Raw genomic sequence first — 26,501 nt, 5'->3', positions numbered from 1 at the left:
GAACTTCCGTTTTAAACATAATCATAAATGTTAAATAAAAGTTAAAGTCCATAAAAATTTGTGGATCTGATATCGTTTTGGGCTCATTATTATACATCCGGTAACATGAAAGAAAAAGAATTTAGAAAATTGTTGGATAAATATTTTGAAGGTACGTTGTCTGAAGAAGAACAACTGCCATTAAAACAATTTATTGATAGACTGGAATCGGAAAACAGAGAGGAAATTACGTATAGTGAAGCTTATAAGAACTATACAAAGAATACAATATGGAAAGGTATTAAAGAAAATATAGGGTTACCAACATCTAAAAAGACAAGGAAACAGTATTGGAAGTATGCCTCAGTTGCGGTTGTTCTTATAGGTTTTGTTTTAATAGGCTATCGTTACTATCAAAACACCCCATCTTCTCAAAATATAATAATACCCAAAGATGCCATTACATTGGAGTTGGAAGATGGTAGTATTAAAGTTGTCGAGGAAAATTCTGCTATTGAAATTTTAAGTTCAGAAGGGGATATTATTGGAAAACAAGACGGGAGCCAATTGGTCTATAGTGACAAAACACCACTTAAAGAACTTGCTTATAATACATTGACTGTTCCTTACGGTAAGTCCTTTCAGCTTGAAATGTCTGACGGTACCATTGTGCATTTAAACTCAGGCTCATCCGTTAAATATCCAATTCAATTTTTAAAGGGTATGAAAAGACAGGTTTTTGTAACAGGTGAAGCTTACTTAAGCGTTTCCGAAGACAAGGAACATCCTTTTATTGTTAGCGCAAATGAATTAAATGTTAGGGTTTTGGGTACTCAGTTTAATGTATCCGCATATCCTGAAGATGAAACAACAGAAGTGGTTCTTGTTGAAGGGTCGGTAAGTCTCTATACCGATACTGAAATCTATGAGAACGGAAAAAATACAGTATTGGAGCCTGGATTTAAGGCCAGTTTTGATAAAATAGGTAAAAGTATTACTGAGGAGGCCGTAACAACTGGAATTTATACGTCTTGGAGAACTGGGGAGCTTGTTTTTAGGGATATGACCTTTGAAAACATACTCAAGAAATTAGAAAGACGATATGACATCAGTATTGTAAACAATAACAAACGATTGTCAAGTCAAAAATTTCAGGCCAGTTTTGGTGATCTACCTCCAATCGAAATGGTTTTGGATGAATTGAAAGAAATATATGATATTGACTATTCCATCAATGGAAAAGACATTTTAATTGAATAAGAACTAAAAATGGAAAAATGCCTATGATATAAACCAAATGAATATTTAAGAATAAATAATCATCATAGCACCAATACTAAGATACTGGAAAAAAAATCGGAAAATGTTGGAGCATCTTCCGATTGGGCTAATATGATCAATCATTAAGATTAACCAAATTATAACACTATAAAAGTATGAAAAAACTTCTTATACTTTCAAGGAGGGGTTTGCCAATATTGAAATTTGACCTCAAAATGAAAATTACGACTTTGTTCATCATTGCAGCGCTGTTTACGATGCAAGCAAGTGACTCATATGGACAGCGAACTAAAATCACATTGGATTACACGAATATTAGAATTGACCAGCTCATTGACAAGATAGAAAGCAGTACAGAGTTTCGTTTTGTCTTTAAAATGAATGAGGTAGAGTTAGATCGTTTCGTGAGTATAAATGTTAAAAATGAAACTATAGATAAGGTTCTCAATCGAGTATTTAATGATACAAAAACCGATTACAAAATACTAAATCGACGAATCTATCTTACCGAGAAATTGGAAAATGATAATAGAGTAGACCAGAAAATTCAAAATACGAACATCATTATTCAAGATTTGGTCAGTGGTACTGTTACAGATGAGAATGGTTCCCCGTTACCTGGAGCAAGTATAGTAGAGAAAGGTACAACTAATGGTACGCAAACTGATTTTGATGGTAACTTTAGTATAGCCCCAACCAGTGATACAGCTGTTTTGGTAGTATCCTATATTGGTTTTACTAGCAAGGAAATTCCTGTAGAAGGACAAACAATTTTACAAATTTCCCTTTCCCCAGATACAGCAAATTTGGATGAAGTAGTTGTGGTTGGATATGGCTCGGTATCTAAAAGAAAATTGACCGGAGCCGTGGCTTCAATCAAATCTAATGATTTTGAGGATATACCAACAACTAGCATTGAACAAAGCATTGCAGGACAATTGCCCGGTGTGGAAATCACACAAAACTCTGGTCAACCTGGCCAAGCAAACGGGATAATAATACGTGGCGTAGGAACTATTACTGCAGGAAGTCAGCCATTGATTGTTGTTGATGGTTTACCATTGTCTCAAGGTACTTCATTAAATACTATTAACCCAAATGATATTGCATCTGTTGAAGTTCTAAAGGATGCAGCTTCTGCAGCCATATACGGTTCTAGAGGAGCTAACGGAGTGGTTATTATCACAACAAAAAAGGGTAAGTCTGGTAAGCCCCAATTTAGTTATAATAGTTTTATTGGGTTTCAACAACTTGCCAATAGACTTGATTTAATGAATGCCCAACAGCATGCCATTTGGAGCAGGGATGCCAGAAATAATTATTATTTACAATTTGATGATGGAACGTTCTCCATTAATGATGGTACTGCAACGCGTGAAGCAAATGCTGCAGCTTTAGGCTTTAATCCAAGAAAGGCAATTATCCCAAGCTATATACAACCATGGTTAAATGGTGGGGATACTAGTGGATTGGTTGACACAGATTGGCAGGACGAAGTCTTTAGAACTGCTTTAATTCAAAATCATCAATTATCGGTTCGCGGTGGAAATGAAAATCTTTCCTATTTCGTATCGGGAGACTATTTTGATCAAGAAGGTATAGCTCTAGGTTCCGATTTTGAACGATTTAGTTTTCGAGCAAACATCGAAGCCCAACTTTCCAAAAAATTAAAATTAGGTGTAAGCATGGCCCCATCCTATAATAGGGAAAATGTGCTTTTTGGAGGTTTTAGTGGTTCTCCAATTAATGGTGCCATTATTTCCCTTCCTTATTTTCCAGTGCGCAATGCTGATGGTAGTCTGGCAATTAGCGAACAGGTAACGGGAGCTACGGAAGGAGATCAAGCTCGTCCCGAAAACCCTGTGGCTATTGCTCTATTGAAAAAAGACGAACGACGAAATGCAATATTTCAAGGTAATGGATTTTTGGAATTGGAACTATTAAAAGGGTTAAAGGCAAAAACATTTTGGGGCATTGATTACACCTCGAATAGAAGAGAAACTTTTGACCCTGGAAGCGTTGGTAGAAGAAATGTAGCGGCACCAGATATTCCTTTTGGAAGTACATCATCTTCCGAATTGGTTAATTGGCTTGTTGAGAATACGTTGACTTACGAAAGAACATTTGGCGAAAAGCATAATTTCAATGCACTTTTAGGTACATCTTTTCAAGAGGAGACTTTTAGTTTTAGTGAAGTAACAGCTACCGATTTCCCTAATGATTTTGTAGAAACGCTTAATGCCGGGATTGTGAATGGAGGTACTTCAACAAGTACAAAATCAGTATTGGTTTCATATCTGGCACGTGTTCAGTACGATTATGATGATAAGTATTTGTTTACTGCTGCCGTAAGACGTGATGGTTCTTCAAGATTTGGCTCTAATACCAGATTTGGTACGTTTCCATCAGCTTCATTCGGTTATAGAATTAGCGAAGAAGACTTCTTCCCTAAGTCCAAATTTTTAAATGACCTAAAGTTTAGGGCAAGCTGGGGTATAACAGGTAATAATCAAATCGGGGATTTTGGTTCGCAAGCTTTATTGAATGCCTCGAACGCTATTCTTGTAGGAGGTATTCAAAGTGGATTGTCTCCGTCAACATCGCCTAATCCTAATCTAAGTTGGGAAGAAACCAATACGGTAGATTTAGGTCTTGATTTAGGTCTCTTCAACAATGCGTTAACAGCTTCCATAGATTATTATAAGTCTACAACCAACGACTTATTGTTAGAGGTTCCGGTTCCAGCACATTCAGGCTTTACATCTTCATTACAGAATATTGGAGAAGTTGAGAATAGTGGAATAGAATTTGTATTGAGGGGAAATTACAACCTCGGTCCTGTTAAGGCGGTTACTTCCTTTAATATTGCCTCCAACAAAAATAAGGTGCTGCAATTAGGACCAGGGCAAGAAGAAATTATTACAAGAAACGGAATAACTCGTATCGGCGGCGAACTGGGAGCTCTTTTTGGGTATAGAACAAATGGAGTGTTTACTTCCCAAGAGCAGATAGACAATACACCTAGTCTTTCTACTGCACAAGTAGGGGAATATATCTATGAAGACACCAATAATGATGGTCAGATAAATTCTGATGACAGGGTAGTTTTAGGCTCGATTTTTCCGGATTATACCTTTGGTCTAAACACAAACTTCCAATACAAGAATTTTGACTTGGGGGTTGTTGTTCAAGGCGTTCAGGGTGTTGATATCAGAGATTTGTCGATAACAGTCTTATTATATAATCCAGAAGGATGGGGTAATGGAACTGTTGATCATTTCAACAATTATTATACTCCAGAGAGAGGAGCTAATTCTATTTACGCCCGTCCCAATTCACTACCGAGGGATAATGGTTTTTATAGAACCACGGATGTGCTACAAGAGGATGCTTCGTTTGTTAGAGTTAGAAATATTACTTTAGGTTATACTCTTCCCAAAAAGGTTTCGGAATCGTTGGGGATTACAAGCTTAAGAATTTATGGAAGCTCTAAAAACCCATTTACTTTTACGGATTACAGAGGCTACAATCCCGAACAACGTACAAACAATGCTCTAGATCCTGTCACAGGATTTGACAACTATCCTGTTGAAAAATCATTTGTTTTGGGAATGAATTTGAACTTCTAAAAATTGTGTGAAAAATGAAATCTTATAAAATATTATTCAACTTGGCGTTATTAACGGTAATCTCATTTGGTTGTGAAAATCAATTGGAAGTTGCGCCTATTTCAAATATTGGAGCTGACTCCTTTTTTAATACGGAGTCAGATATTGAACAAGCAGTAGTTGCTGCCTATGATGCACTACAGGATGAAGGACAGTATGGTTTTGATTATATGTTCTTGATGGAAATAAGAGCTGATGATGCCTTTGTGGAAAGTCCAACGAATAGTGGTGGAGCCCAAGGAGATATTGATTTATTTCAAATGTCATCCGATAATTTCAGAATAAGGGATGCATGGAACAGTTGCTTTAGAGGAATTCAAAGATGTAATATAGTGCTAAATCGTATTGAGGAGGTAGAAATAGATCAATCATTGAAATCCACTAGAATAGGAGAGGTCAAATTTTTGAGGGCATTAACTTATTTTAATCTCGTTAGATTATGGGGAGATGTTCCTTTGGTGCTGGAAGAAACAGCGGATCCATTTGATGCCTTTAATATAGGTAGATCTCCTGTAAGTGTGGTCTATGATCAAATAATCATAGATTTAACAGAGGCTATTGCAGTTTTGCCTAACAGCAATGAAGAAGGAAGAGCCAACAAGGCTGCCGCCCAAGCCACCCTGGGTAAAGTTCACCTTACAATGGGAAATTGGGGGGATGCCGTTACTGTATTGCAACAAGTTTCAGGATTCAGTTTACAGCCAAATTTTGCAGACAATTTTGGTATTGCCAATGAAAATGGAATCGAATCTATTTTCGAGGTTCAATTTCAAGCCGGTAATGGAGAAGGTAGCCCATATCCCAATCAGGTGGCACCAGTTGGTTCTGCTGCAGAATTGCTGAATGGTATCGGTATTCAGCGAGGGGAAAACATTCCCACCAATATGCTTTATGACTCTTTTGAACCGGGAGATTTAAGAAGGGATATTTCTATCGGAACTTTGTCTAATGGTGTAACACGTTACGCAAGCAAATTGATAGATATTCCAGTAGCCGATGAAGATTCTGATTTGAATTTCATCGTTATTAGATATGCCGATGTGCTGTTAATGTTGGCAGAAGCATTGAATGAACAAGGGTATGTTGCTGATGGAGAAGCCTTTGACCTTATCAATCAAATTAGAAATAGAGCTGGTCTTGCTTCGATTACTTCTGTTGAATTACCAGACCAAATTAGTTTTAGAGATGCTGTATTGGATGAAAGACGCCATGAATTTGTTTCCGAAAATCAACGCTGGTTCGATTTGGTCAGAACTGGCAGAGCCGTTGAAACTCTAAATGCAAGTACATCCGCATTTACAGTAAGTGATTTTCAATTGCTATATCCTATTCCATTAGAGGCAATCGATGCAATAAACGATCCAAGTATTTTTCCACAAAACCCTGGGTATTAATATACCCGGATTGGAACTCGTTCAATCTTATTTAAGTTAGTTTTTTTTCATTTGAAACTGGGGGGTAAAGACAGTATACTTTATCCCTTAGTTTAATTGAACTTGTTCAAATGATCGGTTAAAATTTACTTGGCTATTGGAAAATATGCCTCTCTCATTATTATTTATAATATTTCTATTATGTCTATTAAAAATTATTGGCTAGCACTTTTTATTTTTTGTTCATTTTTAAGCTGCAATACTAGAGTAACTGTTGACGAATCTAAAAACAATCAAAGTAATTCTACGAAAGCGGATTATCTGCTTAAATGGGAAGAAGGTTTTTTAGATATTCACCATATAAATACCGGCAGTGGAGATACGTCCTTTATGGTTTTACCTGATGGAACCACCTTATTGTTTGATGCAGGGAATCTCAATAAAGCGGAATTTGAAGAACATGTTGGCCCATTAAAAGCTACGGCCCCAGTACCGAACGATTCGCTCAGTGCTGCGGGATGGATAGCGAGATACATTAAAAATTTATTTCCTAAAAACATCGAACCAACGATTGATTACGCATTGATATCCCATTTTCACAGTGACCATTACGGAAGTTTGATGGAATTGGGAGAAAACTTAAAGATTAAAAAAATTATAGACAGGGATTATCCCGATTATGATTTCCCCTTTGATATAAGGAAGCAATTATCATCCGATCGAACTTTCCAAGAATATCTTGCATTTATTGAAGAAAACCCAGTGGAAGTGGCCTCATTGCAAGTGGGCAAATCTTCTCAAATATCCTTATTGAATACCCCCGATTATCCAGATTTTAAAGTGATCGGCGTAAAATCCAATGCCACGATTTGGACAGGTAAGGGTGAAGATACCTTTGAATACTTCACTAAAGAAGAAATGATAAGTTATTATAAAGGAAGATATAATGAGAATCCCTTGAGTTTGGCGATTAAAATCAGCTATGGGAATTTTGATTATTTCACTGGTGGAGATAATACGGGGTTGCAGGGATATGGACATCCAGAGTGGTTTGATGTAGAGGCTCCTATGGCAAAGGCTGTTGGGAAAGTGGAGGCCATGACCCTTAACCATCATGGCAACAGGGATGCGACCAATGGCTTTTTTGTAGAGACGTTAGATCCAAAAGTGGTCGTGCAACAATTATGGTGTTCCGATCATCCTGGTCAAGAGGTTTACCAAAGGTTGATATATAAAGATGGCGAGATGGAGGAAAGAGATATATTTTCTACCAACATGCACCCAGAAACTTTGGTTACTTACGGACCTTGGTTCAAGGATAATTATAAGAGTACCCAAGGGCATGTTGTAATTCGGGTACTACCAAAGGGAAACCAATACTATGTTTATGTATTGGAAGAAGAGAATATGGCCATTAAACAAAAGCATGGGCCGTATGTTACAAAATAAAGTATAATCCACAGCTTTTAAAAAGGTAATTGACTCCAGAATATTGGAGTTTGGGAATGATCTGTCAAGGTTTTAGAAACTCGACTGGAATAAATATTTAAGATTCAATATATGAGTATTCATAACGAAGCAAAAAAAGGGGATATCGCAGAATTTATATTATTGGTGGGCGATCCATTCAGAGCAAAATATATAGCGGAGAATTATTTGGAAGATATTTTCTGTTATAATCAAATAAGGGGGATGTTGGGCTATACGGGCACGTACCAAGGAAAAAAGATCAGTGTCCAAGGTGTGGGAATGGGAATGCCATCCATGACCATTTATGCCACAGAACTCATTTTGGAATATGAAGTTGAAACCTTGGTTAGAATCGGTTCATGTGGTTCTATTCAGGAAGAGACCAATCTGGGCGATGTTATTTTGGCAACAAGTGCGAGTACGGATTCAGCCATGAACAAAATCCGTTTCGGAGGAGCCGATTTTGCACCTGCCCCAAATTTTCAACTATTGGAAAAAGCTTGGAAAATTAGTAATGAGAAGAGTAAAAAAGTTCATGTAGGTTCTGTGTTGACCTCGGATTTCTTTTATAATGAGACCTCTAGCGAAAATCCGTTCTTAAACTGGATAGAGTATGGAACTCTTGCGGTCGAAATGGAAACAGCCGCTTTATATTCTGTTGCTGCCAAATACGGCAAAAGAGCTTTATCCATTCTGACCGTTTCGGATCATATAATTAAACATCAGGCAATGCCGCCATTGACTCGTCAGAATTCTTTGGATGATATGATTGAACTAGCATTACAAGTAGCTGTAAACTGATTTTTTTGTTGGAAATGAATGGAATTGATTGGATAGAAGTTTTAGGCTATTTAGCCTCTGTATTGATAGCTGTTAGTCTTATGATGGCTTCAATGATAAGATTAAGGGTTTTTAATTTAATAGGAGCTTTTTTGTTTGGCACCTATGGAGTATTAATAGGTGCATTCCCTGTGGCGTTTTTAAATTATTTTATAGCACTGACCAATGTATATTATTTATGGAAAATATTGAAAACTAAAAATCATGCATAACAATATTGTCCGCCTAATTAATAGATACACCTTATGGATATGTTTATTGCTGTCTCTTGTTCTCCTTATGGCTTGCAATCAAGAAAAAAAAGAAGCTAACGGATTGAAGGAATATGATGTGTTTCGCAAGGACTTGATGAACGCCAACGAAAAAAAAGCTTTTGATTATTCAATAATTCTATCCAGAGAAGAAAAACTATTAAACAAAAAAATCAAATCATTAAGAGAAGAGACGATTCATCATTTTTCCAAACATCCCAAATTTTATGAGTTAAGTAAGCAAATAGATACTACAAAGCTATTTGCCATCTTAAAAACCATGCCAAAAGGAGGTCTTTTGCACTCTCATAGTGGAGGATTGACAGATATACATTGGTTGATAAATAGAGCAAAGGAATTTGACGAATGCTATGTGTATACAAGATTTTCCAATGACCAATATTTATTTGGTCAATTGAATATTTATAGCGAAGCAAAAGTGCCTTCTGGATTTGTTAGATTGAAGGATATACTTGATGAGAATACGAGTTTTGAAAATCAGCTATATGACCTTTTGGTGTTGAACAAAGCACAATCAGCAAATTCTTTAGGAATTTGGCCGTCTTTTGAAAATCGTTTTAAAAGAATTGCTCAACTCATCTCGTATCGTCCCTTCTTTTTGGAATACTATCAAAAGGCATTTGAAGATTTGATTGAAGACGGTATTAGTCATGTCGAAATTCGATACGTTTTTGATGAGATTTATGATCTTCAAGGTAGATTATATGGTTCAGAAACAATAATTAACGATTTAAACAACATTGTTGAAGGGCTCAATGAAAGTGGAAAAGTGCTGACCCTTGGATTAATATATTCAAGTTTTAAATTTTTTGATGTCCCTGTTATCGAGAATAAAATTACCGAGGCAATAAGATTAAAGAAAAAGTATCCACGGACTATCGTGGGATTTGATCTGGTTGCGGAAGAGGATGCATGGAACAGCTTAGTTTATTATAAAAAATGTTGGGATTCACTCACAATACTGGAAAATCAATATAAAATAGATCTACCCCTTATTTTACATGCAGGGGAAAGCCTTTCACTTTCAAATAGTAACCTGTTTGATGCAATTTTATTGAATACAAAACGAATAGGCCATGGACTTAATTTGGCATACTTCCCAGAACTAGTGGAACAAGTAATCGAAAAGGATATCCTCGTGGAATTGAATCCTTTGAGCAATACTTTGTTGGGGTATGTAAAAGACCCTAGAAACCATCCTGCCCGCACATTGATGAAATATGGTGTCCAGTGTTCCATTAGCAGTGATGATCCCGGAGTCTTTGGATATGAGGGATTGAGCTATGATTTTTGGTATGCTTTTGTCCATTGGGAGTTAGATCTAAAATCATTAAAGAAACTAGTATTCAATTCCATTGAATACTCTTCCTTGGAAATGGAAAGGAAAAAGAGGGCGATTACCAAATTAAATCAGGATTGGGACATATTTGTTGAATCTACCAATAGAATTTTAAAATGACTTGACCAATTATTTTAAAATCATTAAAGAATTTCAAAAAACAATATTTATGGTATCAGAGTCTGAGTTAATACTGAATCCTGATGGAAGTATTTTCCATTTATGTTTGAAGCCAGGTCAAGTTGCGGATACAGTGATTTTAGTTGGAGATCCTAAACGGGTAAGTGTTATAGAATCTTTTATGACCAAATTGGAATTAAAGGTAGTTAATAGAGAATATGTCAGTATCACTGGAAAATACAATGGCAAAAGAATCACTGTTGTATCAACCGGGGTCGGAATTGGCAATATTGATATCGTTATGAACGAATTGGACGCTTTAGTGAATATTGATTTTAAAACAAGAGAGGTAAAAGAAAACCAAAAGAGCATTGATTTTATACGGATCGGTACTTCTGGAAGTCTTCAAGAAGATATTCCAGTCAATTCATATGTAATTTCTGAAAAATCAACAGGATTTGATAATCTAATGTATTTCTATGATGATAGCATGAATGTTGTAAATGAGAAGTTTTGTAGACTCCTTAGAATTTTAGTGGAGGGACATTCAATTTATTTGAACCCTTATGTAGTGGATAGTTCTGAAAAGTTGGTGAAAATGCTAAAAAGTGAGATAACACATCATGGAATTACTGTTACATCACCGGGGTTTTATGTGCCTCAAGGAAGAGAGCTGCGATTGAAACCAAAACTTAAAGACATCAATGAAAGACTTTCAAACTTTGAGTATGATGGTATTAAAATAACCAACTATGAAATGGAAAGTTCGGCAATGTATGGTTTGGCACGAATGCTGGGTCATAATGCGGTGGCCATTTGCTTAATTATAGCTAATCGCCTCAATAAAAATGCAAATCAAAACTATCGAGATGAAGTAAAGAAACTTATAGAGTATGTTCTGGACAAAATAACGAAATGAAGATGATAAATAGATAGTCTAGCCAATTATACTCAACATATGAATAATCTTTTAGGAATATTACCTGATTTTCAAGAAAATTTAGTGAATACATCGATTATCTCTAGCCAAGGGATATCGATCATGAGCTTGATGCGAGGTATTTTGGGAATGGTTTTTTTAATCTTGATTGCTTTTTTATTCAGTAACAACAGAAAGGCAATTGACTGGCGAATTGTAGGTATAGGTCTATTGTTTCAATTGACTTTGGCTGTTTGCATTTTAAAGATTCCTTTTTTGTTGAATTTATTTGAATGGATTGGCCAAATATTTGTCAGTGTTCTTGAATATACGGCCACTGGAAGTGAATTTCTATTTGGAGGAATGGTGGGAAACACAGATACGTTCGGGTTTATCTTTGCATTTCAAGTTTTACCTGCTATCATCTTCTTTTCCGCTCTGACTTCGGTTTTGTTCTATTTGGGCATTATACAAAAGGTAGTCAAAATAATGGCTTGGTTACTTTCCAAAACATTAAAAATTTCGGGTGCGGAGAGTTTGAATGTAGCGGGGAATATTTTTTTGGGACAAACAGAGGCCCCATTGCTTATAAAGGCCTATTTGGAAAAAATGACCAAATCCGAGATTTTTTTGGTAATGGTTGGCGGAATGGCAACGGTTGCGGGGGCAGTTTTAGCTGCATATATAGGTTTTTTGGGCGGGGATGATCCAGTACTAAGAGTGGTCTTTGCAAAGCACCTATTAGCAGCTTCCGTTATGGCAGCTCCCGGAGCAATTATTTTCTCAAAAATCCTATATCCTCAAACCGTGGCAATAAGTACAGATGTGAATGTATCCCCCAATAAAGTCGGAACCAATCTATTGGACGTTATTGCCAATGGTACAACTGAAGGTTTGCGTCTGGCAGTTAATGTTGGAGCAATGTTACTTGTATTCATTGCTATAATAGCATTGATCAATGGATTGTTCGGATGGTTGGGACAGATAAGCAATTTAAACAGTTGGATGGTTCAGAATACCAATTACTCCAAAATTTCCTTAGAGGCGATTTTAGGATATTTATTTGCTCCTTTAATGTGGCTCATAGGGGTGGCAAAAGAAGATATGGTATTGATGGGGCAGCTTTTAGGAATAAAACTTGTCGCAAGTGAATTCGTAGGGTATGTACAACTTGCAGATATAAAAGATGTATCCAGCCCCATACATCTAATTTATAATAAATCAATTGTCATGGCTACCTATTTATTATGTGGGTTTGCCAATTTTGCATCAATAGGTATTCAAATTGGTGGTATTGGTTCTTTGGCACCAGGGCAAAGAAAATTGTTGACCGAATTTGGTTTTAAAGCTTTAATTGGAGGAACCCTTGCTTCGCTCATGTCAGCTACAATTGTAGGGATGATAATTGGATAATATGTAAACTAAAAAAATAGACCAAAATATGAAGGTAATATTAATGGTTATGGATAGTGTTGGAATCGGAGCCTTGCCAGATGCTCACCTTTATAATGATCTAGGAAGCAATACTGTAGGAAACATAGCCAAAACTGTTCCGGGTTTTCAACTTCCCAATCTAGTAAAACTTGGTTTGGGAAATATTTCCCCATCCTTAAACATTGCGTCAAGTAAGAACCCTATAGGAAGTTATGGCCGGGCCTTGGAGAAATCCATAGGAAAGGATACAACTACGGGACATTGGGAAATCTGTGGTATCGTACTTGAAAAAGCTTTTCCCACATTTCCAAATGGTTTTCCAAGTAAAATTATCCGAACATTTGAGAAAACCATTAAAAGAAATATCGTAGGAAACATAGTTGGTTCGGGTACGGATATCATAAATAGATATGGAGAAGTTCATATAGAAACAGGTTTTCCCATTGTATATACGTCAGCAGACAGTGTTTTTCAAATAGCTATGCATGAAAAAGTGATATCACTTGAAGAACAGTATAAAATCTGTAAAATAGCAAGAGAATTGTTAAGGGACGACTTTGAAGTTGGTAGAGTCATAGCAAGACCTTTCATTGGAGTTCCGGGCAACTTCGCTCGTACTGCTAATAGAAGGGATTTTTCAATCAAACCACCATCTGCAACGCTTTTGGACGTTTTAAAAAATAACAAAAAAGAAGTGGTGGCCATTGGTAAAATCAATGATATTTTTTCAGGTTCAGGTATTACAAATACAATAAAGACAATTAATAACAATCATGGTGTGAAGGAAACCATTTCTTGTATAAAGGAAGATTTTGAAGGACTTATTTTCACCAATCTGATAGATTTTGATATGCATTATGGACATAGAAGAAATGTTGAGGGCTATGCAAATTGTCTTATGGATTTTGATGCTCAAATACCGAGTATTTTAAATTCTTTAGGAGATGATGATGTATTGATTATAACAGCTGATCATGGAAATGACCCTACGGCATCTGGAACAGATCACACCCGTGAATATATACCAATTTTGTGTTATGGCAAGCAACTGATGGAGGGTGTTTCGATAGGAACTAGAACATCTTTTTCGGATATAGGAGCCACTATTTTGGATGCTTTTAAGATAAGGTCAGAATTAAATGGTGTTAGTTTTTGGCAGATTATCAATGATACAGCTATCCAAAAATGACACAAGAAATTATGAATTAAATAAATGGTGAAGTCCTTTATTTGATAATTATCTATACTGGACAGCCTTATAATATTGAGCAACTACGTAGCTTAATTACAGAATATGACAAATTATATAAAGATTGGAAATGAATAGAAGAAAATTCTTTAGGAATGGAGCTCTTACAACTCTGAGTGCCACATTGTTATCTCCTTTTGACACTATCCGTGCCAGTGACCGGATAAGTAATCGGAAGGATAAGAAGGCCAAGAACATCATCGTGCTGGTTGCTGATGGAATGAGCATAGGAACCTTGAATATGGCCGATTTGTACCTGTCCCGCAAAACGGGAGTTGGCACCAATTGGTTGCAATTGTATAGAGAAAATAAAGTGTCTCGTGCCCTGATGGATATGGCTTCGGCAAATTCAGTCGTTACCGATTCGGCAGCTGCCAGCTCGTCATGGGGCGGTGGGTTTCGTATTAACAATGGCGGATTGAACTACGGGGTAAATGGCGAGTTCCACATGCCCATATGGCAAAAGTTCAAAGCTGTTGGTAAAAAAGCAGGCTGTGTGACGACTGTGCCCATTACCCATGCTACCCCAGCAGGATTTTGTATCAATCAAAAAACAAGGAGCGATCAAGCATCCATTGCAGAAAAATATCTTGAACAGGGGTTTGACGTGATGATGGGGGGCGGCGACAAGTATTTTTCACCAGAAAAGAGAAAGGATGGAAAAGATATGTACGGAGCTTTTGAAAAGAAAGGTTATCAAGTGGTACGTACCCGTAAAGAAATGCTTAATGTATCTAGCAATAAATCACTTTTAGGCGTTTTTGCCGATAACGGTCTGCCCTACACCAGAGATAGGTTGAGCGACAAAGAAATTAAAGAAAAGACTCCGAGCTTGGCCGAAATGGTCCAAAAAACAATAGATATATTAAATGGTCATCCCCAAGGGTTTGTATTGCAAGTTGAAGCAGGTAAAGTAGATTGGGCGGCACATGCCAATGATATTGCCGGTTTGTTGTATGATCAAGTGGCCTTTGACGAAGCCGTGAAGGTTGCCATGGACTTTGCTGAAAACGATGGTGAAACATTGGTCATAGTAACCACGGATCATGGAAATGCCAATCCCGGAGTCATTTATGGAGAAAAAGCTAGCACCAATTTTGACTCAATACAAGCTTACAGGCATACCAACGAGTGGATTCTTAATGGAATAGGAAAAGAAACATCAATAAGAAGTATCAAAGAACGAGTGGAGTACACTAATGGTTTTGCGATGGCAGATGAAGAAGCGATGGCTCTATTGTCCCATTACAAAGACTTAAAGGTTGAAGAGGGACTTTACAACCCCAAACATTTACCATTTAAGGCGTTGGCCAAAATTCAGAAAAACCACAATTCGGTAGGTTGGATTAGTATGCACCACTCGGCCGATTATGTAGAATTGGCCATGTATGGCCCTGGGAGCCATTTGTTGAGACCTTTTGTTAAAAATACAGATTTGCACTATTTGATGTTGGAAGCAGCAGAAGTGGAAAACAAGTTTTAGTGTATATTCCAGTTATATTGGCCCACTAAATCCAGCTCAAGCTGAGCAGTGTTTTTAAGGTACAACTAAACCGATGATTTGGTAGTGCCTTATTCTCCATAAAACTTTTTCTCTGCTTCAATAAGTGGTTTGTGCCAATCCCACAGTTCCTCCAATGTTTTAAAGTTGGTAGGGACAGGGTTCCCGTCTTGAAAGCAATGACTAGGAGTCAAGGGTAACGCCCAATGATGATAACTTTCTACACTTCTCCTAGGATGCAACGCTAGAGAGGAGTCGAAATAATTATTGCAATAATGATAATGATGACTGTGAACAAACGTCTGCCACGATTTTAGAAGTTTTTCTTCTTCTTGAATATCAATAAATTCAAACTCCTCCATTGCTCGCTCTTCAAAGCTTCCATAGGCATCTTGTAATAACCCTATTGCCTCAACATCCGATACAGGTGCAGAATAACCAAAAACGGTTACCCTCTCTGCTTCTGTAAGTCTATTGGCTAATGCCTCCCATTGCCCTTTAATGTACGGGTCACTATTGTAGTCTTTTTTATCAATAGGATATAGCAATTTAGTTGGCTCAAACTTTTGTAGTGTCTTTTTAGAAGTCCAACCTGCTGGACCGGAAGAACCATTCGACTCGTCATATCCTAAAGAAACACATCCATGCAAGAATAGAATCCCTGGGCTCTTAGTAAACTTACCATTTCTCTCGTATGCTTTGTAAAGAAACGGGTCCCAATTGAATGTGGCTATTGTATCTCTTCTGTGTCTTAGGGATAGTATTAAGTAGTCATAAATGGTTGGTTCGTCGGGCAATTCCAGTTCTGAAAAATACTCATAGATCACCTTTTCAATATGTTCTCTTTCCCCATTAAACTTATCATCTTTTGCTAAAAGACTGTATAGTTTTTCAAAGTCCTCTCTAAATTGTTGATACTCTTTTGGAAGTCCATTTACAACTTCATTTAGTCCAACCACATCAATTATATTCCACATCAACGGAAGTGTTTTTCCATTCTTTTCAGGATTTAATAAAGTTGAGGCGTAGGTTGCACCTGCTCCTAGCAAAACAACATAAGAATCATTCGCATGAACTGCCTCTATTTCTTCTTCTTTGGTCATACTGATTTGATTTGTTATTGGAGTCAATGCATGTAGATAAAGGCATTGGTCAAGTTGGGTCAAGAAGATTCAGAAATTTCTTCTTGCTCATGAAATTTCAAAATTTTTGTTAACACAACAAGGCATCGTAGTAAGGTGGCACTAATTAATACTACCCCCGCTATATTAAAGAAATGGTGTACCTCATCTATGAGGGAAATGAAAACCAATTTTAGAAGATAACCAATCAAAGCAATTGCAATCAATACCTTAATAGCATTTTTAAGGTGTCTAATTGTTTCGTTGTAATAGTCACTAGCCAGAAAAATATCAAAAATGTTGATTTTCTTCTTATCTGCATCCTTCTCTTTTTGATTTTTTTTAATGTCCTCCTTAGATACATTTGCTCCAACCTTAAAAGTAATTAGCAGCGTAAGGAAGGTAAGTACAAAGCCAGCCGATGTAAATGCAATATTGGAAACCTCGAGGGTCAAGGTATTGATGGAGTCGCTATCGGGAAGAATCAATAAACACTCTCTCAAAAGGAAGAAATACAATGACATAAAAGCCAAAACTATTGTCAAATCCCAAACAACGGGACGACTAAAATAATAATCAAATATATTTTTAGAGAGTTGTGACAAAGTCGTTAATTTCAGGTTTAATGAGAGTATAGAATTGAGAAAGTTTTGGGTTTGCCTTTAAGTCGATATCTTTAGTAAATTCTTTCTTTCCACGAAGAAGGTTAAATACCTCATCCATCCCATTCTTATCTTCATATTTGACAACAAAATCCTCAAAACATTTAATATTACGAGGTCTTTTTTTAAACACCCCTAACATATCTTTGAACATATTATTCGCTTCGGTATTCGTCGAGTTAGTTACAATTGTTTTTCCTTGAGTTTGAAAATAAGATTCGATTCTAATATGTTTTGGTTTTAATACGCTTCCGATATTAGACATTCCTGAGAAGTAATTTTGACGGACATCAGCATCCATTTGGGCAAGTTTTCCAGGAGTAGACTTTATGTCAATGTGCAATACGTTTTGAAGTTGACTCAGTGTTTTATCCAAGGTACTCTCGAAATATACATTTACATCTGTTTGTCTAGCAAGTCCAAGAATATTATTGTTAGCAATATTTCTAAGGTAAAATTCAAAATCAGAGATTCTTGGACCATGATGATTGTATTCAGCACACACTACACAAGTTGAGGTGGTAAAATCAATAAAGAAATGAGTTACTTCCGCAATGTCACCCATCTCTCTAATAGGAAGGAGTTTAAATTTGTCTCGTGGCTTTAACTTAGGCGCACGCCCTTTTCGTAATAACGCCATGGTGCAAATGATCCTTTCTTCTTTGGGAAGAATCCTTGAAGTTGTCATGAATAGTTCCCGTGATTCCGAACCATCTCGATTTTCATGTCTATCAATCAAATGACCCTTTCCAAGTTTTTTTTGGCTCCTTAAATACTCAAAAACTTCTTTTAAAATAGATCTGGTGTTATGCTTCTTTTTTACTTCGGCGTATGGTTCAAAATGGAGGGAAACAAAATTGAATTTTATAGGTGTTAGTGTTTTGTTTTGGCTCATAGTTGGTTTAAATCGAAACTAAAAATAAAAAAATTCTTACAAAACAAAAAAGGAATAATTTGGCAATAACACCTCTTTTTGCAATTGGTGGGGAAATAGCGGGGAAGGATTTAATGACTTAAAATAAAAATCCCTCATTATCAATTAGATAGTGAGGGATTCATTTAAAAAAAGCGGTCTGGACGGGACTCGAACCCGCGACCCCCTGCGTGACAGGCGATTAAAATTGCATTGCATTTAGTGTCTTTAGCTATCATTTAGTCTGATTATCAGTAATTTATGATTTGTAAATTTGTATCAACTGTCATCAAATATGGTTCTAAAATCCACTTTGTTGTACCTATGTTGTACCCACTAAATTAAATGCTATGTCAAGTATCAAGATTGTTTTACGAAAAAAAGGGCTTTCTGATGGCACTTATCCTATCTGTTTAAGAATTACCAAAGATAGAAAAACGAAATATTTCAACACTATTTATAAAAGTTCTGAAAAGGAATGGGATGCCTCTTCAGGTTGTTTTAATAAATACAATATCAATTATATGCAAAATAATAGACTGCTATTGAAAATAAAAGCAAGAGCGCTGAAAGTATATGCGGACCTTGACTTTGAAAGAGAGTTCTTTAATCTTGATGATTTCAGTCAACGTTTTCGAATAGATAGCAACCCTGCTAATGATTATGTTTTTCCTTTTTGGGAAGAAATCGTATCAGAAATGAAATTGGCTGGCAGAATGGGAAATGCCACCATGTATGCGGAAACCATGAAGTCGATAAAACAGTTCTGTGGATTTAGAAAAATACGATTTCAAGATATTACTAATACCTTTTTGAACAAATACGAAGCATGGCTTCGTTCAAGAGGTGGAACGGGTGGAGGAATTAGTATTAAGCAGCGAACATTGAGAGCATTATACAATAAGGCAATAGAACGGAATATTATTAAAGACATCAATCATCCGTTCAAAACCTATAAGATATCTAAACTTAAAGGTCAGGGCATTAAAAAGGCATTGAACTTTGAGCAAGTAACTAAAATCATCAATCTTGATTTATCAAGAAACCCACATTTAGCAGATGCTAGAAATTATTTTGTGTTTAGCTTTTATACCAGAGGAATGAACTACACTGATATGTTGGAGCTCGAATGGGATGATATTGATGAAACAACGGTTTCTTATATTCGAAATAAAACCAAAGGTAGATTTGTCATCACTATTCTTCCTCCAGTTCATGAAATTCTCAACTATTATAGAGAATATGCTTTACCCACCAAATATGTTTTTCCTATTCTTTTGAAGGATGGCCTGACTCCTACCCAAATAGATAATCGAAAAAAGAAAACATTAGCAAAATACAATAGAGACTTAAAAGAAATAGCTGGTCTCTGTGGTATTAATAAGTCTTTATCTAGTTATGTAGCAAGGCATAGCTTTGCTAATTGTTTAAAGCAAAAAGGGGTTGCTACAGATGTTATCGGTGAGTCATTGGGTCATAAAGATTTAACTACAACTCAAGTTTATTTGAAGGAACTTGGGAGTTCTGTACTTGATGAAGCTGCAAAACTATTGTTGGAATTTAAGGAATTTACAAAATAATTGTTGTCTCGATGTTGAACATACTATTTCTTATTCTTTAGATTCCAGATTTTCAATTCTTATTTATAATTCCAATAAACTCTTATTAAATGATTTTAATTCATTAATTTCTTTTTCTTGTTGTATTGTATATAGCATTAATTCCTCAATTTTCTGTAGTAGTTTGGCATTCATTTCTCCAAGATTAATGCCATTCTGTGCTACATCTTGGGCACTTGGTATATCTTTTAAATGACCTTTTTCTTGAATATGCTTTTCAACTTCCATTAAGGTTGGGAGGTTGTAATCTTTATAGAAAACAAAATCTGACCACGTGCCGACTTCTACTTTTATCTCTCGTGCCCCGATGGAGCCACCTACTGCTAATTTGTGCGAGCCAGTACTTGCCGTGGCAATTGAAACACTCCCATTTCGAGAAATATCTAATAAACTACCATTGCTATTGGAAAAATTAAATCCTCTAATAGCAGAATTATTTGTGAAATTAACACCATTATCATTGACGCCTACATCAAGTGAATATGAGCTTGTATTTGTACCTGTAAGAAATTTTATACCCTGACCGCCGCTTTTAAAATGCACCTTTGCTGATGGCGAATTCACGCCTACTCCAAAGTTTCCTGAAGTTGTTATTAACCCCGTAGCCGTTATTTTTCCTGTTGTTCTTAAATCTCCATTTGAAGTAATATTACCAGCATTTAAGTGTGTATAACTTACGCCACTTGCAGTGTTCCAAAATTGAATTCTTTTGTTATTTCCGTCATAAAATATTCGTGCAATTGAGCCGTCATCGTATGAGCTATTGTATGGTTTTATGGAAAGATATCCACTTGTATGTGATAACGTACCAGAAATATAAGGTTTCGCAAAAATTGTGGAAAAACCAATTAGAGATATGAGAAGTGATAATATAATTTTCTTTTAAAATTTAGGATTTTTTTGTTCATTTAAATCCAATGCCTAACTAACTTTAAATAATAGTTTCATCATTGGGAATTTCTTTTATAGATGTTTTGTATCAGTCTAATTAGTTGTAGTTCTAATAAAATGTATCATTAACAAGAGAGTATTTATTCTTTAATTATTTTTTTACTTATAATGCTACCGTCTTCCATATTAAAGTTAACAATGAATATTCCTGTGGGAAAATCGGATAAATCTAATTCAAATGAAACATTTTTATAAGTATTATTAAAATCCAATAATTTAGTTCCGGTCAAGCCTATTACAGCAGATGAGATTACCAAATTGTCTGCTGCTGCTGTTATACCAAGAACCCCTTTAGTGGGATTTGGAGAAATTAACAAATTATTAATCTCTAATGAATCATCCGGTATTTTAGCTGTTAAACCTGCTGCATCATAAATATATAGTTTTGATGCATAGGCGTCTTGATTAGCACTTAGTGGTAATTTAGAATACGCCCCTCCATTCAAATTACAATTTTCATCTGTAGTTATTTTGGCACTAAAATTACTGCCAAAATTAATTTTAGTGCCAGGTAATATCCTAATAGCATCGGTTGCTTCAAAAATCTTTCTACCATCGTTTTGATTAAAATCAATAGAGCAGGGCAAAGTTCCACCAATAGTTATCGTCCTGCCACTAGTCAATGTTGAGCTTGGTGGACTTCCACAAATCAATTTATCCAAATTAACTTCGTATTCTGAAACACCTTCTAATATGTTGTTCAAATTATATATAAATATTTCACTACAGGCGGCATTAGAAACAACATAAAACTTATCCCCTATGACATCGTTTTGGCCAAATGAAATACTTCCAAAAGGGTCATTGCTATGGCTATCAGGTGCCAAAACTGATGGAATATAACTATTTTGGAGGTATGGAATATTTTCTATTCTATCTATCTCATTATTATCTAAAAAATGAAAAGTACTACCCATACCATACCTAGAAACTAAAAGCATATTCTCATTAATAGTTTGAACACCTCGTAGTAAAAAACGTCTAGTGCCACCAAGAACATTCCCCATACCAAAATCTGAAACCTGTTCAGTGCTTTTAGATATTATGTTATTACCTATTATTTCATAATGCCTTATTTTTCCTTTATTATCATCATTAGAAGTAATAAACAGTTCATTTGATTCTGTCAAATTAATACCTCCACTATAAAATATTCCTTCAACATAATCTATTGGTTCAGGGTCCCATATTCCATTTGTTTTCCTAAATAATTGTACAGAACTATGAAATACTAGAGCTAAATATTCGCCATTGTAAACAATCCAATCACTTGGCAAGCTTCCAGGCACACCTTGTAAATTTATTTCGACTTCTTGAGTTTTCAACAAAGAATTATTTTCCATAACGTAATTATTAATTGTTTTACCAGCAATAATCAATAATTCATTATCTCTAAGCTCAAGAACTTTCACCTCATTAGACAACTCAATTTTCCAAGGTAGAAATTGTCCAGATTCATTACGTTTATATATTGCAAAAAAGTATTTTCTGGTGCTAGTTATTGCATTTAGTGTCTTAGTAGTCCCAGTAAAAACTAAGTAATCATCACTTAAAGCTAGCTTAGTACCTATTCTCGTGATTTCTTGATTAAATGGTAGACCATTCAATAATTCCGGATCATATTTTGTAATAAGAGCTATCCGTTCTAATGCACAATCTTCTTCAATATCAAAAAGGCTTATAGTATATCCGTTATCAGCTACAGCCAAAGTATTTCCATCTAAAGCTAAATTACTACCAAACCCTAATCCACCCTGTCGCAACCTAAAACCATAATCATCTTCTTTATTATTGGGTACACAGTTTTCGGCTGGGGTGTCGTCTCCATTAGGCTCTGTAGGAACAACACATGCCACTGGCGGTGCAGTTTGATTGACAATTAAACTTCTATGTAAATGAAGCATATTCCTCATTCTTTCTACCTGACCAGCCGTGAAAAATTTATAACAACCATCTTCATTATAGTCCATTACATTTTGAACTGCATTAGTTTCATTGCCGTCACAGTCTATTCCTTTACAGTCAGTTAAATTTTGACTAGAGGCCGGACTAAGAACTGGTTCTGTATCACACACTTTATCATTAATTATTTCACACTCTTCGGATTTTTCTTCGCATGGCAAAGTGTATTCATCATCTTGAATGTTTGCAGTACCCTTATCATCAATAAGGGTACGTTGAAAAGTATGAAAAAGGCCTAGCCAATGCCCTACTTCATGTACCGCTGTAACCCCTAATCCAGCATAAGAATCTTCTGTAAGCCCAAAACTTTTGTGATTTATAACCACACCATCTCTAATATTAATTTGATTGTCAGATGGTGCAGGAAAATTAGCATAACCATATAGAGTTCCATTGCTATCCCATTCTGCAACGTCAGCAACCCAAATATTTAGATATTGCTGAAAAGGAAAAGAACCAGTTACGTTTTTTTTTATTTCAAAATCGTGAGCAGTAAGGTTTCCTTGTGCATCGAATGGCACATAAGTATCAAATAAGGTGTTGTAACGATATATACCTGTTGTCTTTTTACCGAACACATCTTGAGAAGCCAGGCAAAACCGTATTTTAGAATCTACTCCTTTATTGTTCATATTCGAATACCATTCGTTCAAAATTCGAATTTGCTCATCTACCCTTTCATTTTCTATGTTTCGACCAGTTCCTTCAAGCTCTCCTCGATGCAGTATATTGACAACTACAGGTATAGTAACAACTCTATTGGGGTCAAGCCCCGTGGATTTAGATGTTTTAAAATTCGATTCAGTTTGGGTTAAAATATTTTCTAAAGTTGGATTAGCTGAAAATATTGAAGCTTTGTACTCATCAAATGCACATCTTTTGCCTGGCTCCTGAGCAAATGCGGTTGACAATGAAAAGAATATTATAAAAAAAGCAAAATACACGTAATTTAACTTCATATCTTAATGGTATTTTTTTAAGGATAAATATGAATTTGAATCCATAAGAATCATTGAATTGTCTTTAAACTGTGTTATTCTATAAATCTGAGTTTTTCCATCAGTTACTATGGTTATTTCACTCTTATCAGATAGAGCCCAAGAACCTTCCATTCTTTTATTATTTTTTATAATTACTATCGAAGAATCTTCTTTGAAGGAATATGAGTTTTTTTTGCCCAAGTAGGGATTTGACCTATATTGATTGCTTGTTTTTGCCCATGTCACCCAATTACCGTAAATATCTTCTTTTGTAATTTTTGCTTGAGAAATTGAGTTTCGAAAACCTTGTTTTTCTGGCATTATGAGATTAGAAGTATTTATTGTTGAAGTAATTATTATACTTGCTGAAAAGAAATAGCTGTAAAGCATTTTTAGCATAAGCTATTTTTTAAAAGTTTTAATACCTTCTTGCAATATCATATTTTGTATTTTAATTGCTTCAATCTCCTTCTGCTGCTGTATAGTATAAAGCATAAGCTCTTCAATTTTCTGTAACAATTTAGCATTCATCTCTCCGAGATTGATACCATTTTCTTCTACTTCTTCTGCACTTGGAATATCTTTTAGATGTCCTTTTTCTTTGATGTGATTTTCTACTTCTTTTAAAGATGGTAAATTATAATCTTTGAAAAAGACAAAATCTGACCACGTGCCTACTTCAACTTTTATTTCTCTTGCTCCTATCGAGCCACCTACGGCTAATTTGTGAGTGCCTGTGCTACCAGTTGCTATTGAAACACTACCATTGTTATAAATAGACAATTTACTGCTTCCGTCAATTTGAAAACCAATTCTTGAACTAGGGGAACCACCTGTGAAACTCAAGTAGCCGTTTCCATCACCTGAATTAAAAAAGGATAAACGCCTATTGTCATCATATGATGATGTAATACCACCTCTAACATCAAGCTTCGAAAGAGGGTTTGTGGTTCCTATACCTAAACCACCATTGGCTAACATGGTCATATACTTATTTGAAAAACTAGTCCAAACAAATAAGGGTCTGTTCTGAATTGGTCCCGTGGCTCTTCTTGCATCAAAATTTACAAGGGCATTATTACCTGTGTCGTTAGAATCATTTGTTTGACCCATAAACTGAACCGAGTATCTATTGTCGCTTTCCCGATGTCCTTTAATTGCTGGTATAAACTGCCCCCCTGCACCGGTTGCATTTACAATCTGAAAATAATCAGTAGGCGCATCTTCGACTTGAAACCTTGCCAAACTTTCAGTTTGACCCGTTTGAGATTTGACGTGAAGTATAGAATTTGGAGAATCTATTCCTATACCAATTCGATTCATAGCGTAAAAACTGCCCGCAATTTGAAAATTACCAACACTGTTTAATGCTGCTATGGGCACTTGCCCATTAACTCCCCAAGTCCAGCCTCGATTAGGTGTTCCAGCGCTCATATTAGTTTTTATACTAAAATCTTGAACTGGACCATATTTATAAAATTCACTATTACCCATATGTATTTTATAGTTATTGTTTCCATTCCAAAAACGAAAACCATTACCATTAAGGGCTGAGGTGCTATAAAATGATTCTGTTTGAGACCATGATGAAAGGGACGCAAGCATTATAAAAAATGTAAGCTTTTTCATTTCTATTATTTTAATTCTGTTTTATTATTATTTCAATCTTCTTTTCAGCATTTTCCAAGCGTTCGAGTAATTCGATTTGATAGAGTGTTAACTCTTCGATTTTCTGTAATAATTTAGCATTCATCTCTCCAAGATTGATGCCATTTTCTTCTACTTCTTTTGCACTTGGTATATCCTTTAGATGCCCTTTTTCTTTAATGTGAATTTCTACTTCTTTTAAAGTTGGAAGATTATAATCTTTGTGAAAGACAAAATCTGACCAAGTACCTACTTCTACTTTTATTTCTCTTGCTCCTATTGAGCCCTCTACGGCTAATTTGTGCGAACCTGTGTCAAATGTTCCAATACCAATATTACCTTCTTTGGAAATATTTAATTGGGGTAATGGAGCGGAAGTTATAGAAGATGAAGTGCCTAAACTTAGATACCCGTTCGTAGGGTTAAAACGCAATTCGGCAGCATATTTGGAAGGATCTAGATCTACACCTCCAGTGGCATGACCAATCATCATCACCTTACTACCTCCATCATGAAAGGTAAAGGCATTTCCAATTTGTAATCTTTCATTGGGCGAAATTGTCCCAATACCCACATCACCATTTGATTTAATAACAACTTTATCACTAAAACCAGTATCGGAAACACTTCTGAAACGAATAATATCACTACCTTTTCCGCCTACATAGAGTATCCCTGAACTATAGATTTCATTTGTATCCATTATGAGTGAATTATTGGCCTCAGTCGTAGTAAAAATACTGCTATTTGGATTCCATTTTCCACCAATATTAGAACTGCGTTTAACCTCTAATTTAGCATTTGGTGTTACCGTTCCAATACCTACATTTCCTCCTGGAAGAATAGTGAATCTTTCTTTAGAGCTTGTTGCGTCCTCAAAAACACTCCATCTATCACTTGTAATCATACCACTTGCCCAAACCCCATTTGTAGAATTTGTTTGAAATAAGCTTATAGTGTTTGGGGAATTTAAAATTACTTTAGGGTCATCATGTGTAGTGTTTTGTGCATTGGAAATAGAAACCGTAGCAAAAAAAAGAAGTGCTAATTTTTTCATATATTAAAATTACTATTAAATACCCATTGTGCATTTTAAACAATGCTGATTTTAATGTTGTTTATATTTCTATCAAAGACGAACCTGTTAACGAACTGAACCATTGTCAAGGCAGTGATTTTGGACAGCACCCTTGTCTTGAAC

The 26,501-nt window shown here is 35.7% G+C and carries 20 protein-coding genes and 1 pseudogene; 12 read left to right on the top strand and 9 right to left on the bottom strand.

Annotated features, from left to right (window positions below; translation table 11 throughout):
* Positions 1-105: 105 nt before the first annotated feature.
* The 11 genes from ACKWB9_RS14820 (at position 106) to ACKWB9_RS14770 (ending at position 15,427) form a co-directional block, all read left to right on the top strand.
* A complete protein-coding gene (locus tag ACKWB9_RS14820; protein ID WP_414003800.1) occupies positions 106-1,239 on the top strand; it encodes a FecR family protein in 1,134 nt (377 codons plus the stop codon).
* A 236-nt stretch (positions 1,240-1,475) separates the two neighbouring features.
* A complete protein-coding gene (locus tag ACKWB9_RS14815; protein ID WP_414003799.1) occupies positions 1,476-4,889 on the top strand; it encodes a TonB-dependent receptor in 3,414 nt (1,137 codons plus the stop codon).
* Positions 4,890-4,903: 14 nt separating this feature from the next.
* Complete coding sequence (locus ACKWB9_RS14810) at positions 4,904-6,322, top strand: RagB/SusD family nutrient uptake outer membrane protein (protein ID WP_414003798.1); 1,419 nt, start codon at positions 4,904-4,906, stop codon at positions 6,320-6,322.
* 180 nt (positions 6,323-6,502) lie between these two features.
* Entirely contained in the window at positions 6,503-7,750 is a 1,248-nt protein-coding gene (locus tag ACKWB9_RS14805) for a ComEC/Rec2 family competence protein (protein WP_414003797.1), read from the top strand.
* Between the two features lie 111 nt (positions 7,751-7,861).
* Positions 7,862-8,572 carry a purine-nucleoside phosphorylase gene (deoD, locus tag ACKWB9_RS14800; protein ID WP_414003796.1) on the top strand — a complete coding sequence of 237 codons (711 nt, stop codon included), beginning with the start codon at positions 7,862-7,864 and terminating at the stop codon, positions 8,570-8,572.
* 14 nt (positions 8,573-8,586) lie between these two features.
* Positions 8,587-8,823 carry a uroporphyrinogen decarboxylase gene (locus tag ACKWB9_RS14795; protein WP_414003795.1) on the top strand — a complete coding sequence of 79 codons (237 nt, stop codon included), beginning with the start codon at positions 8,587-8,589 and terminating at the stop codon, positions 8,821-8,823.
* Positions 8,816-10,342, top strand: a complete 1,527-nt coding sequence (locus tag ACKWB9_RS14790) for an amidohydrolase family protein (protein ID WP_414003794.1) — start codon at positions 8,816-8,818, stop codon at positions 10,340-10,342. The genes ACKWB9_RS14795 and ACKWB9_RS14790 overlap by 8 nt, the downstream gene beginning before the upstream one ends.
* Positions 10,343-10,391: 49 nt before the next feature.
* Positions 10,392-11,261 carry a nucleoside phosphorylase gene (locus tag ACKWB9_RS14785; protein WP_414003793.1) on the top strand — a complete coding sequence of 290 codons (870 nt, stop codon included), beginning with the start codon at positions 10,392-10,394 and terminating at the stop codon, positions 11,259-11,261.
* Between the two features lie 39 nt (positions 11,262-11,300).
* Positions 11,301-12,674, top strand: a complete 1,374-nt coding sequence (locus tag ACKWB9_RS14780) for a NupC/NupG family nucleoside CNT transporter (protein ID WP_414003792.1) — start codon at positions 11,301-11,303, stop codon at positions 12,672-12,674.
* Between the two features lie 28 nt (positions 12,675-12,702).
* Positions 12,703-13,884, top strand: a complete 1,182-nt coding sequence (locus tag ACKWB9_RS14775; protein WP_414003791.1) for a phosphopentomutase — start codon at positions 12,703-12,705, stop codon at positions 13,882-13,884.
* Positions 13,885-14,014: 130 nt separating this feature from the next.
* Entirely contained in the window at positions 14,015-15,427 is a 1,413-nt protein-coding gene (locus ACKWB9_RS14770; protein WP_414003790.1) for an alkaline phosphatase, read from the top strand.
* 89 nt (positions 15,428-15,516) lie between these two features.
* Here ACKWB9_RS14770 and ACKWB9_RS14765 read toward each other — a convergent pair whose 3' ends face one another.
* From ACKWB9_RS14765 to ACKWB9_RS14755, 3 genes are read right to left on the bottom strand one after another with little or no spacing between them, the layout of a single operon-like run.
* Complete coding sequence (locus ACKWB9_RS14765) at positions 15,517-16,548, bottom strand: SIR2 family protein (protein ID WP_414003789.1); 1,032 nt, start codon at positions 16,546-16,548, stop codon at positions 15,517-15,519.
* A 59-nt stretch (positions 16,549-16,607) separates the two neighbouring features.
* The gene (locus ACKWB9_RS14760; protein ID WP_414003788.1) at positions 16,608-17,171 is read right to left on the bottom strand and encodes a hypothetical protein; all 564 of its coding nucleotides are present in this window, start codon (positions 17,169-17,171) and stop codon (positions 16,608-16,610) included.
* The gene (locus ACKWB9_RS14755) at positions 17,155-18,123 is read right to left on the bottom strand and encodes a hypothetical protein (RefSeq protein ID WP_414003787.1); all 969 of its coding nucleotides are present in this window, start codon (positions 18,121-18,123) and stop codon (positions 17,155-17,157) included. The genes ACKWB9_RS14760 and ACKWB9_RS14755 overlap by 17 nt, the downstream gene beginning before the upstream one ends.
* Positions 18,124-18,491: 368 nt before the next feature.
* Here ACKWB9_RS14755 and ACKWB9_RS14750 point away from each other — a divergent pair, with 368 nt between their 5' ends.
* Positions 18,492-19,721 carry a phage integrase SAM-like domain-containing protein gene (locus ACKWB9_RS14750; RefSeq protein ID WP_414003786.1) on the top strand — a complete coding sequence of 410 codons (1,230 nt, stop codon included), beginning with the start codon at positions 18,492-18,494 and terminating at the stop codon, positions 19,719-19,721.
* 63 nt (positions 19,722-19,784) lie between these two features.
* Here ACKWB9_RS14750 and ACKWB9_RS14745 read toward each other — a convergent pair whose 3' ends face one another.
* From ACKWB9_RS14745 to ACKWB9_RS14720, 6 genes and pseudogenes are all read right to left on the bottom strand, one after another.
* Positions 19,785-20,324, bottom strand: a complete 540-nt coding sequence (locus ACKWB9_RS14745) for a hypothetical protein (protein WP_414003785.1) — start codon at positions 20,322-20,324, stop codon at positions 19,785-19,787.
* Positions 20,325-20,791: 467 nt separating this feature from the next.
* Positions 20,792-23,632, bottom strand: coding sequence for a M43 family zinc metalloprotease (locus ACKWB9_RS14740; protein ID WP_414003784.1), 2,841 nt, complete (start codon positions 23,630-23,632; stop codon positions 20,792-20,794).
* Between the two features lie 3 nt (positions 23,633-23,635).
* A complete protein-coding gene (locus tag ACKWB9_RS14735) occupies positions 23,636-24,052 on the bottom strand; it encodes a hypothetical protein (RefSeq protein WP_414003783.1) in 417 nt (138 codons plus the stop codon).
* A gap of 3 nt (positions 24,053-24,055) precedes the next feature.
* A complete protein-coding gene (locus ACKWB9_RS14730) occupies positions 24,056-25,282 on the bottom strand; it encodes a hypothetical protein (RefSeq protein WP_414003782.1) in 1,227 nt (408 codons plus the stop codon).
* Between the two features lie 10 nt (positions 25,283-25,292).
* A complete protein-coding gene (locus ACKWB9_RS14725; protein WP_414003781.1) occupies positions 25,293-26,357 on the bottom strand; it encodes a hypothetical protein in 1,065 nt (354 codons plus the stop codon).
* Between the two features lie 35 nt (positions 26,358-26,392).
* Positions 26,393-26,501, bottom strand: a pseudogene (locus ACKWB9_RS14720) (IS982 family transposase); the annotation flags it as partial.

It is taken from the genome of Maribacter spongiae (assembly GCF_047345125.1).
Classification (GTDB): Bacteria; Bacteroidota; Bacteroidia; order Flavobacteriales; family Flavobacteriaceae; genus Maribacter.
This window is presented reverse-complemented; position numbering and strand designations above follow the sequence as displayed.

Coding starts and splice junctions, on each gene's coding strand:
- ACKWB9_RS14820 (WP_414003800.1), top strand. CDS start 106: ATGAAAGAAAAAGAATTTAGAAAATTGTTGGATAAATATTTTGAAGGT.
- ACKWB9_RS14815 (WP_414003799.1), top strand. CDS start 1,476: ATGAAAATTACGACTTTGTTCATCATTGCAGCGCTGTTTACGATGCAA.
- ACKWB9_RS14810 (WP_414003798.1), top strand. CDS start 4,904: ATGAAATCTTATAAAATATTATTCAACTTGGCGTTATTAACGGTAATC.
- ACKWB9_RS14805 (WP_414003797.1), top strand. CDS start 6,503: ATGTCTATTAAAAATTATTGGCTAGCACTTTTTATTTTTTGTTCATTT.
- deoD (WP_414003796.1), top strand. CDS start 7,862: ATGAGTATTCATAACGAAGCAAAAAAAGGGGATATCGCAGAATTTATA.
- ACKWB9_RS14795 (WP_414003795.1), top strand. CDS start 8,587: ATGAATGGAATTGATTGGATAGAAGTTTTAGGCTATTTAGCCTCTGTA.
- ACKWB9_RS14790 (WP_414003794.1), top strand. CDS start 8,816: ATGCATAACAATATTGTCCGCCTAATTAATAGATACACCTTATGGATA.
- ACKWB9_RS14785 (WP_414003793.1), top strand. CDS start 10,392: ATGGTATCAGAGTCTGAGTTAATACTGAATCCTGATGGAAGTATTTTC.
- ACKWB9_RS14780 (WP_414003792.1), top strand. CDS start 11,301: ATGAATAATCTTTTAGGAATATTACCTGATTTTCAAGAAAATTTAGTG.
- ACKWB9_RS14775 (WP_414003791.1), top strand. CDS start 12,703: ATGAAGGTAATATTAATGGTTATGGATAGTGTTGGAATCGGAGCCTTG.
- ACKWB9_RS14770 (WP_414003790.1), top strand. CDS start 14,015: ATGAATAGAAGAAAATTCTTTAGGAATGGAGCTCTTACAACTCTGAGT.
- ACKWB9_RS14765 (WP_414003789.1), bottom strand. CDS start 16,548: ATGACCAAAGAAGAAGAAATAGAGGCAGTTCATGCGAATGATTCTTAT.
- ACKWB9_RS14755 (WP_414003787.1), bottom strand. CDS start 18,123: ATGAGCCAAAACAAAACACTAACACCTATAAAATTCAATTTTGTTTCC.
- ACKWB9_RS14750 (WP_414003786.1), top strand. CDS start 18,492: ATGTCAAGTATCAAGATTGTTTTACGAAAAAAAGGGCTTTCTGATGGC.
- ACKWB9_RS14740 (WP_414003784.1), bottom strand. CDS start 23,632: ATGAAGTTAAATTACGTGTATTTTGCTTTTTTTATAATATTCTTTTCA.
- ACKWB9_RS14735 (WP_414003783.1), bottom strand. CDS start 24,052: ATGCTAAAAATGCTTTACAGCTATTTCTTTTCAGCAAGTATAATAATT.
- ACKWB9_RS14730 (WP_414003782.1), bottom strand. CDS start 25,282: ATGAAAAAGCTTACATTTTTTATAATGCTTGCGTCCCTTTCATCATGG.
- ACKWB9_RS14725 (WP_414003781.1), bottom strand. CDS start 26,357: ATGAAAAAATTAGCACTTCTTTTTTTTGCTACGGTTTCTATTTCCAAT.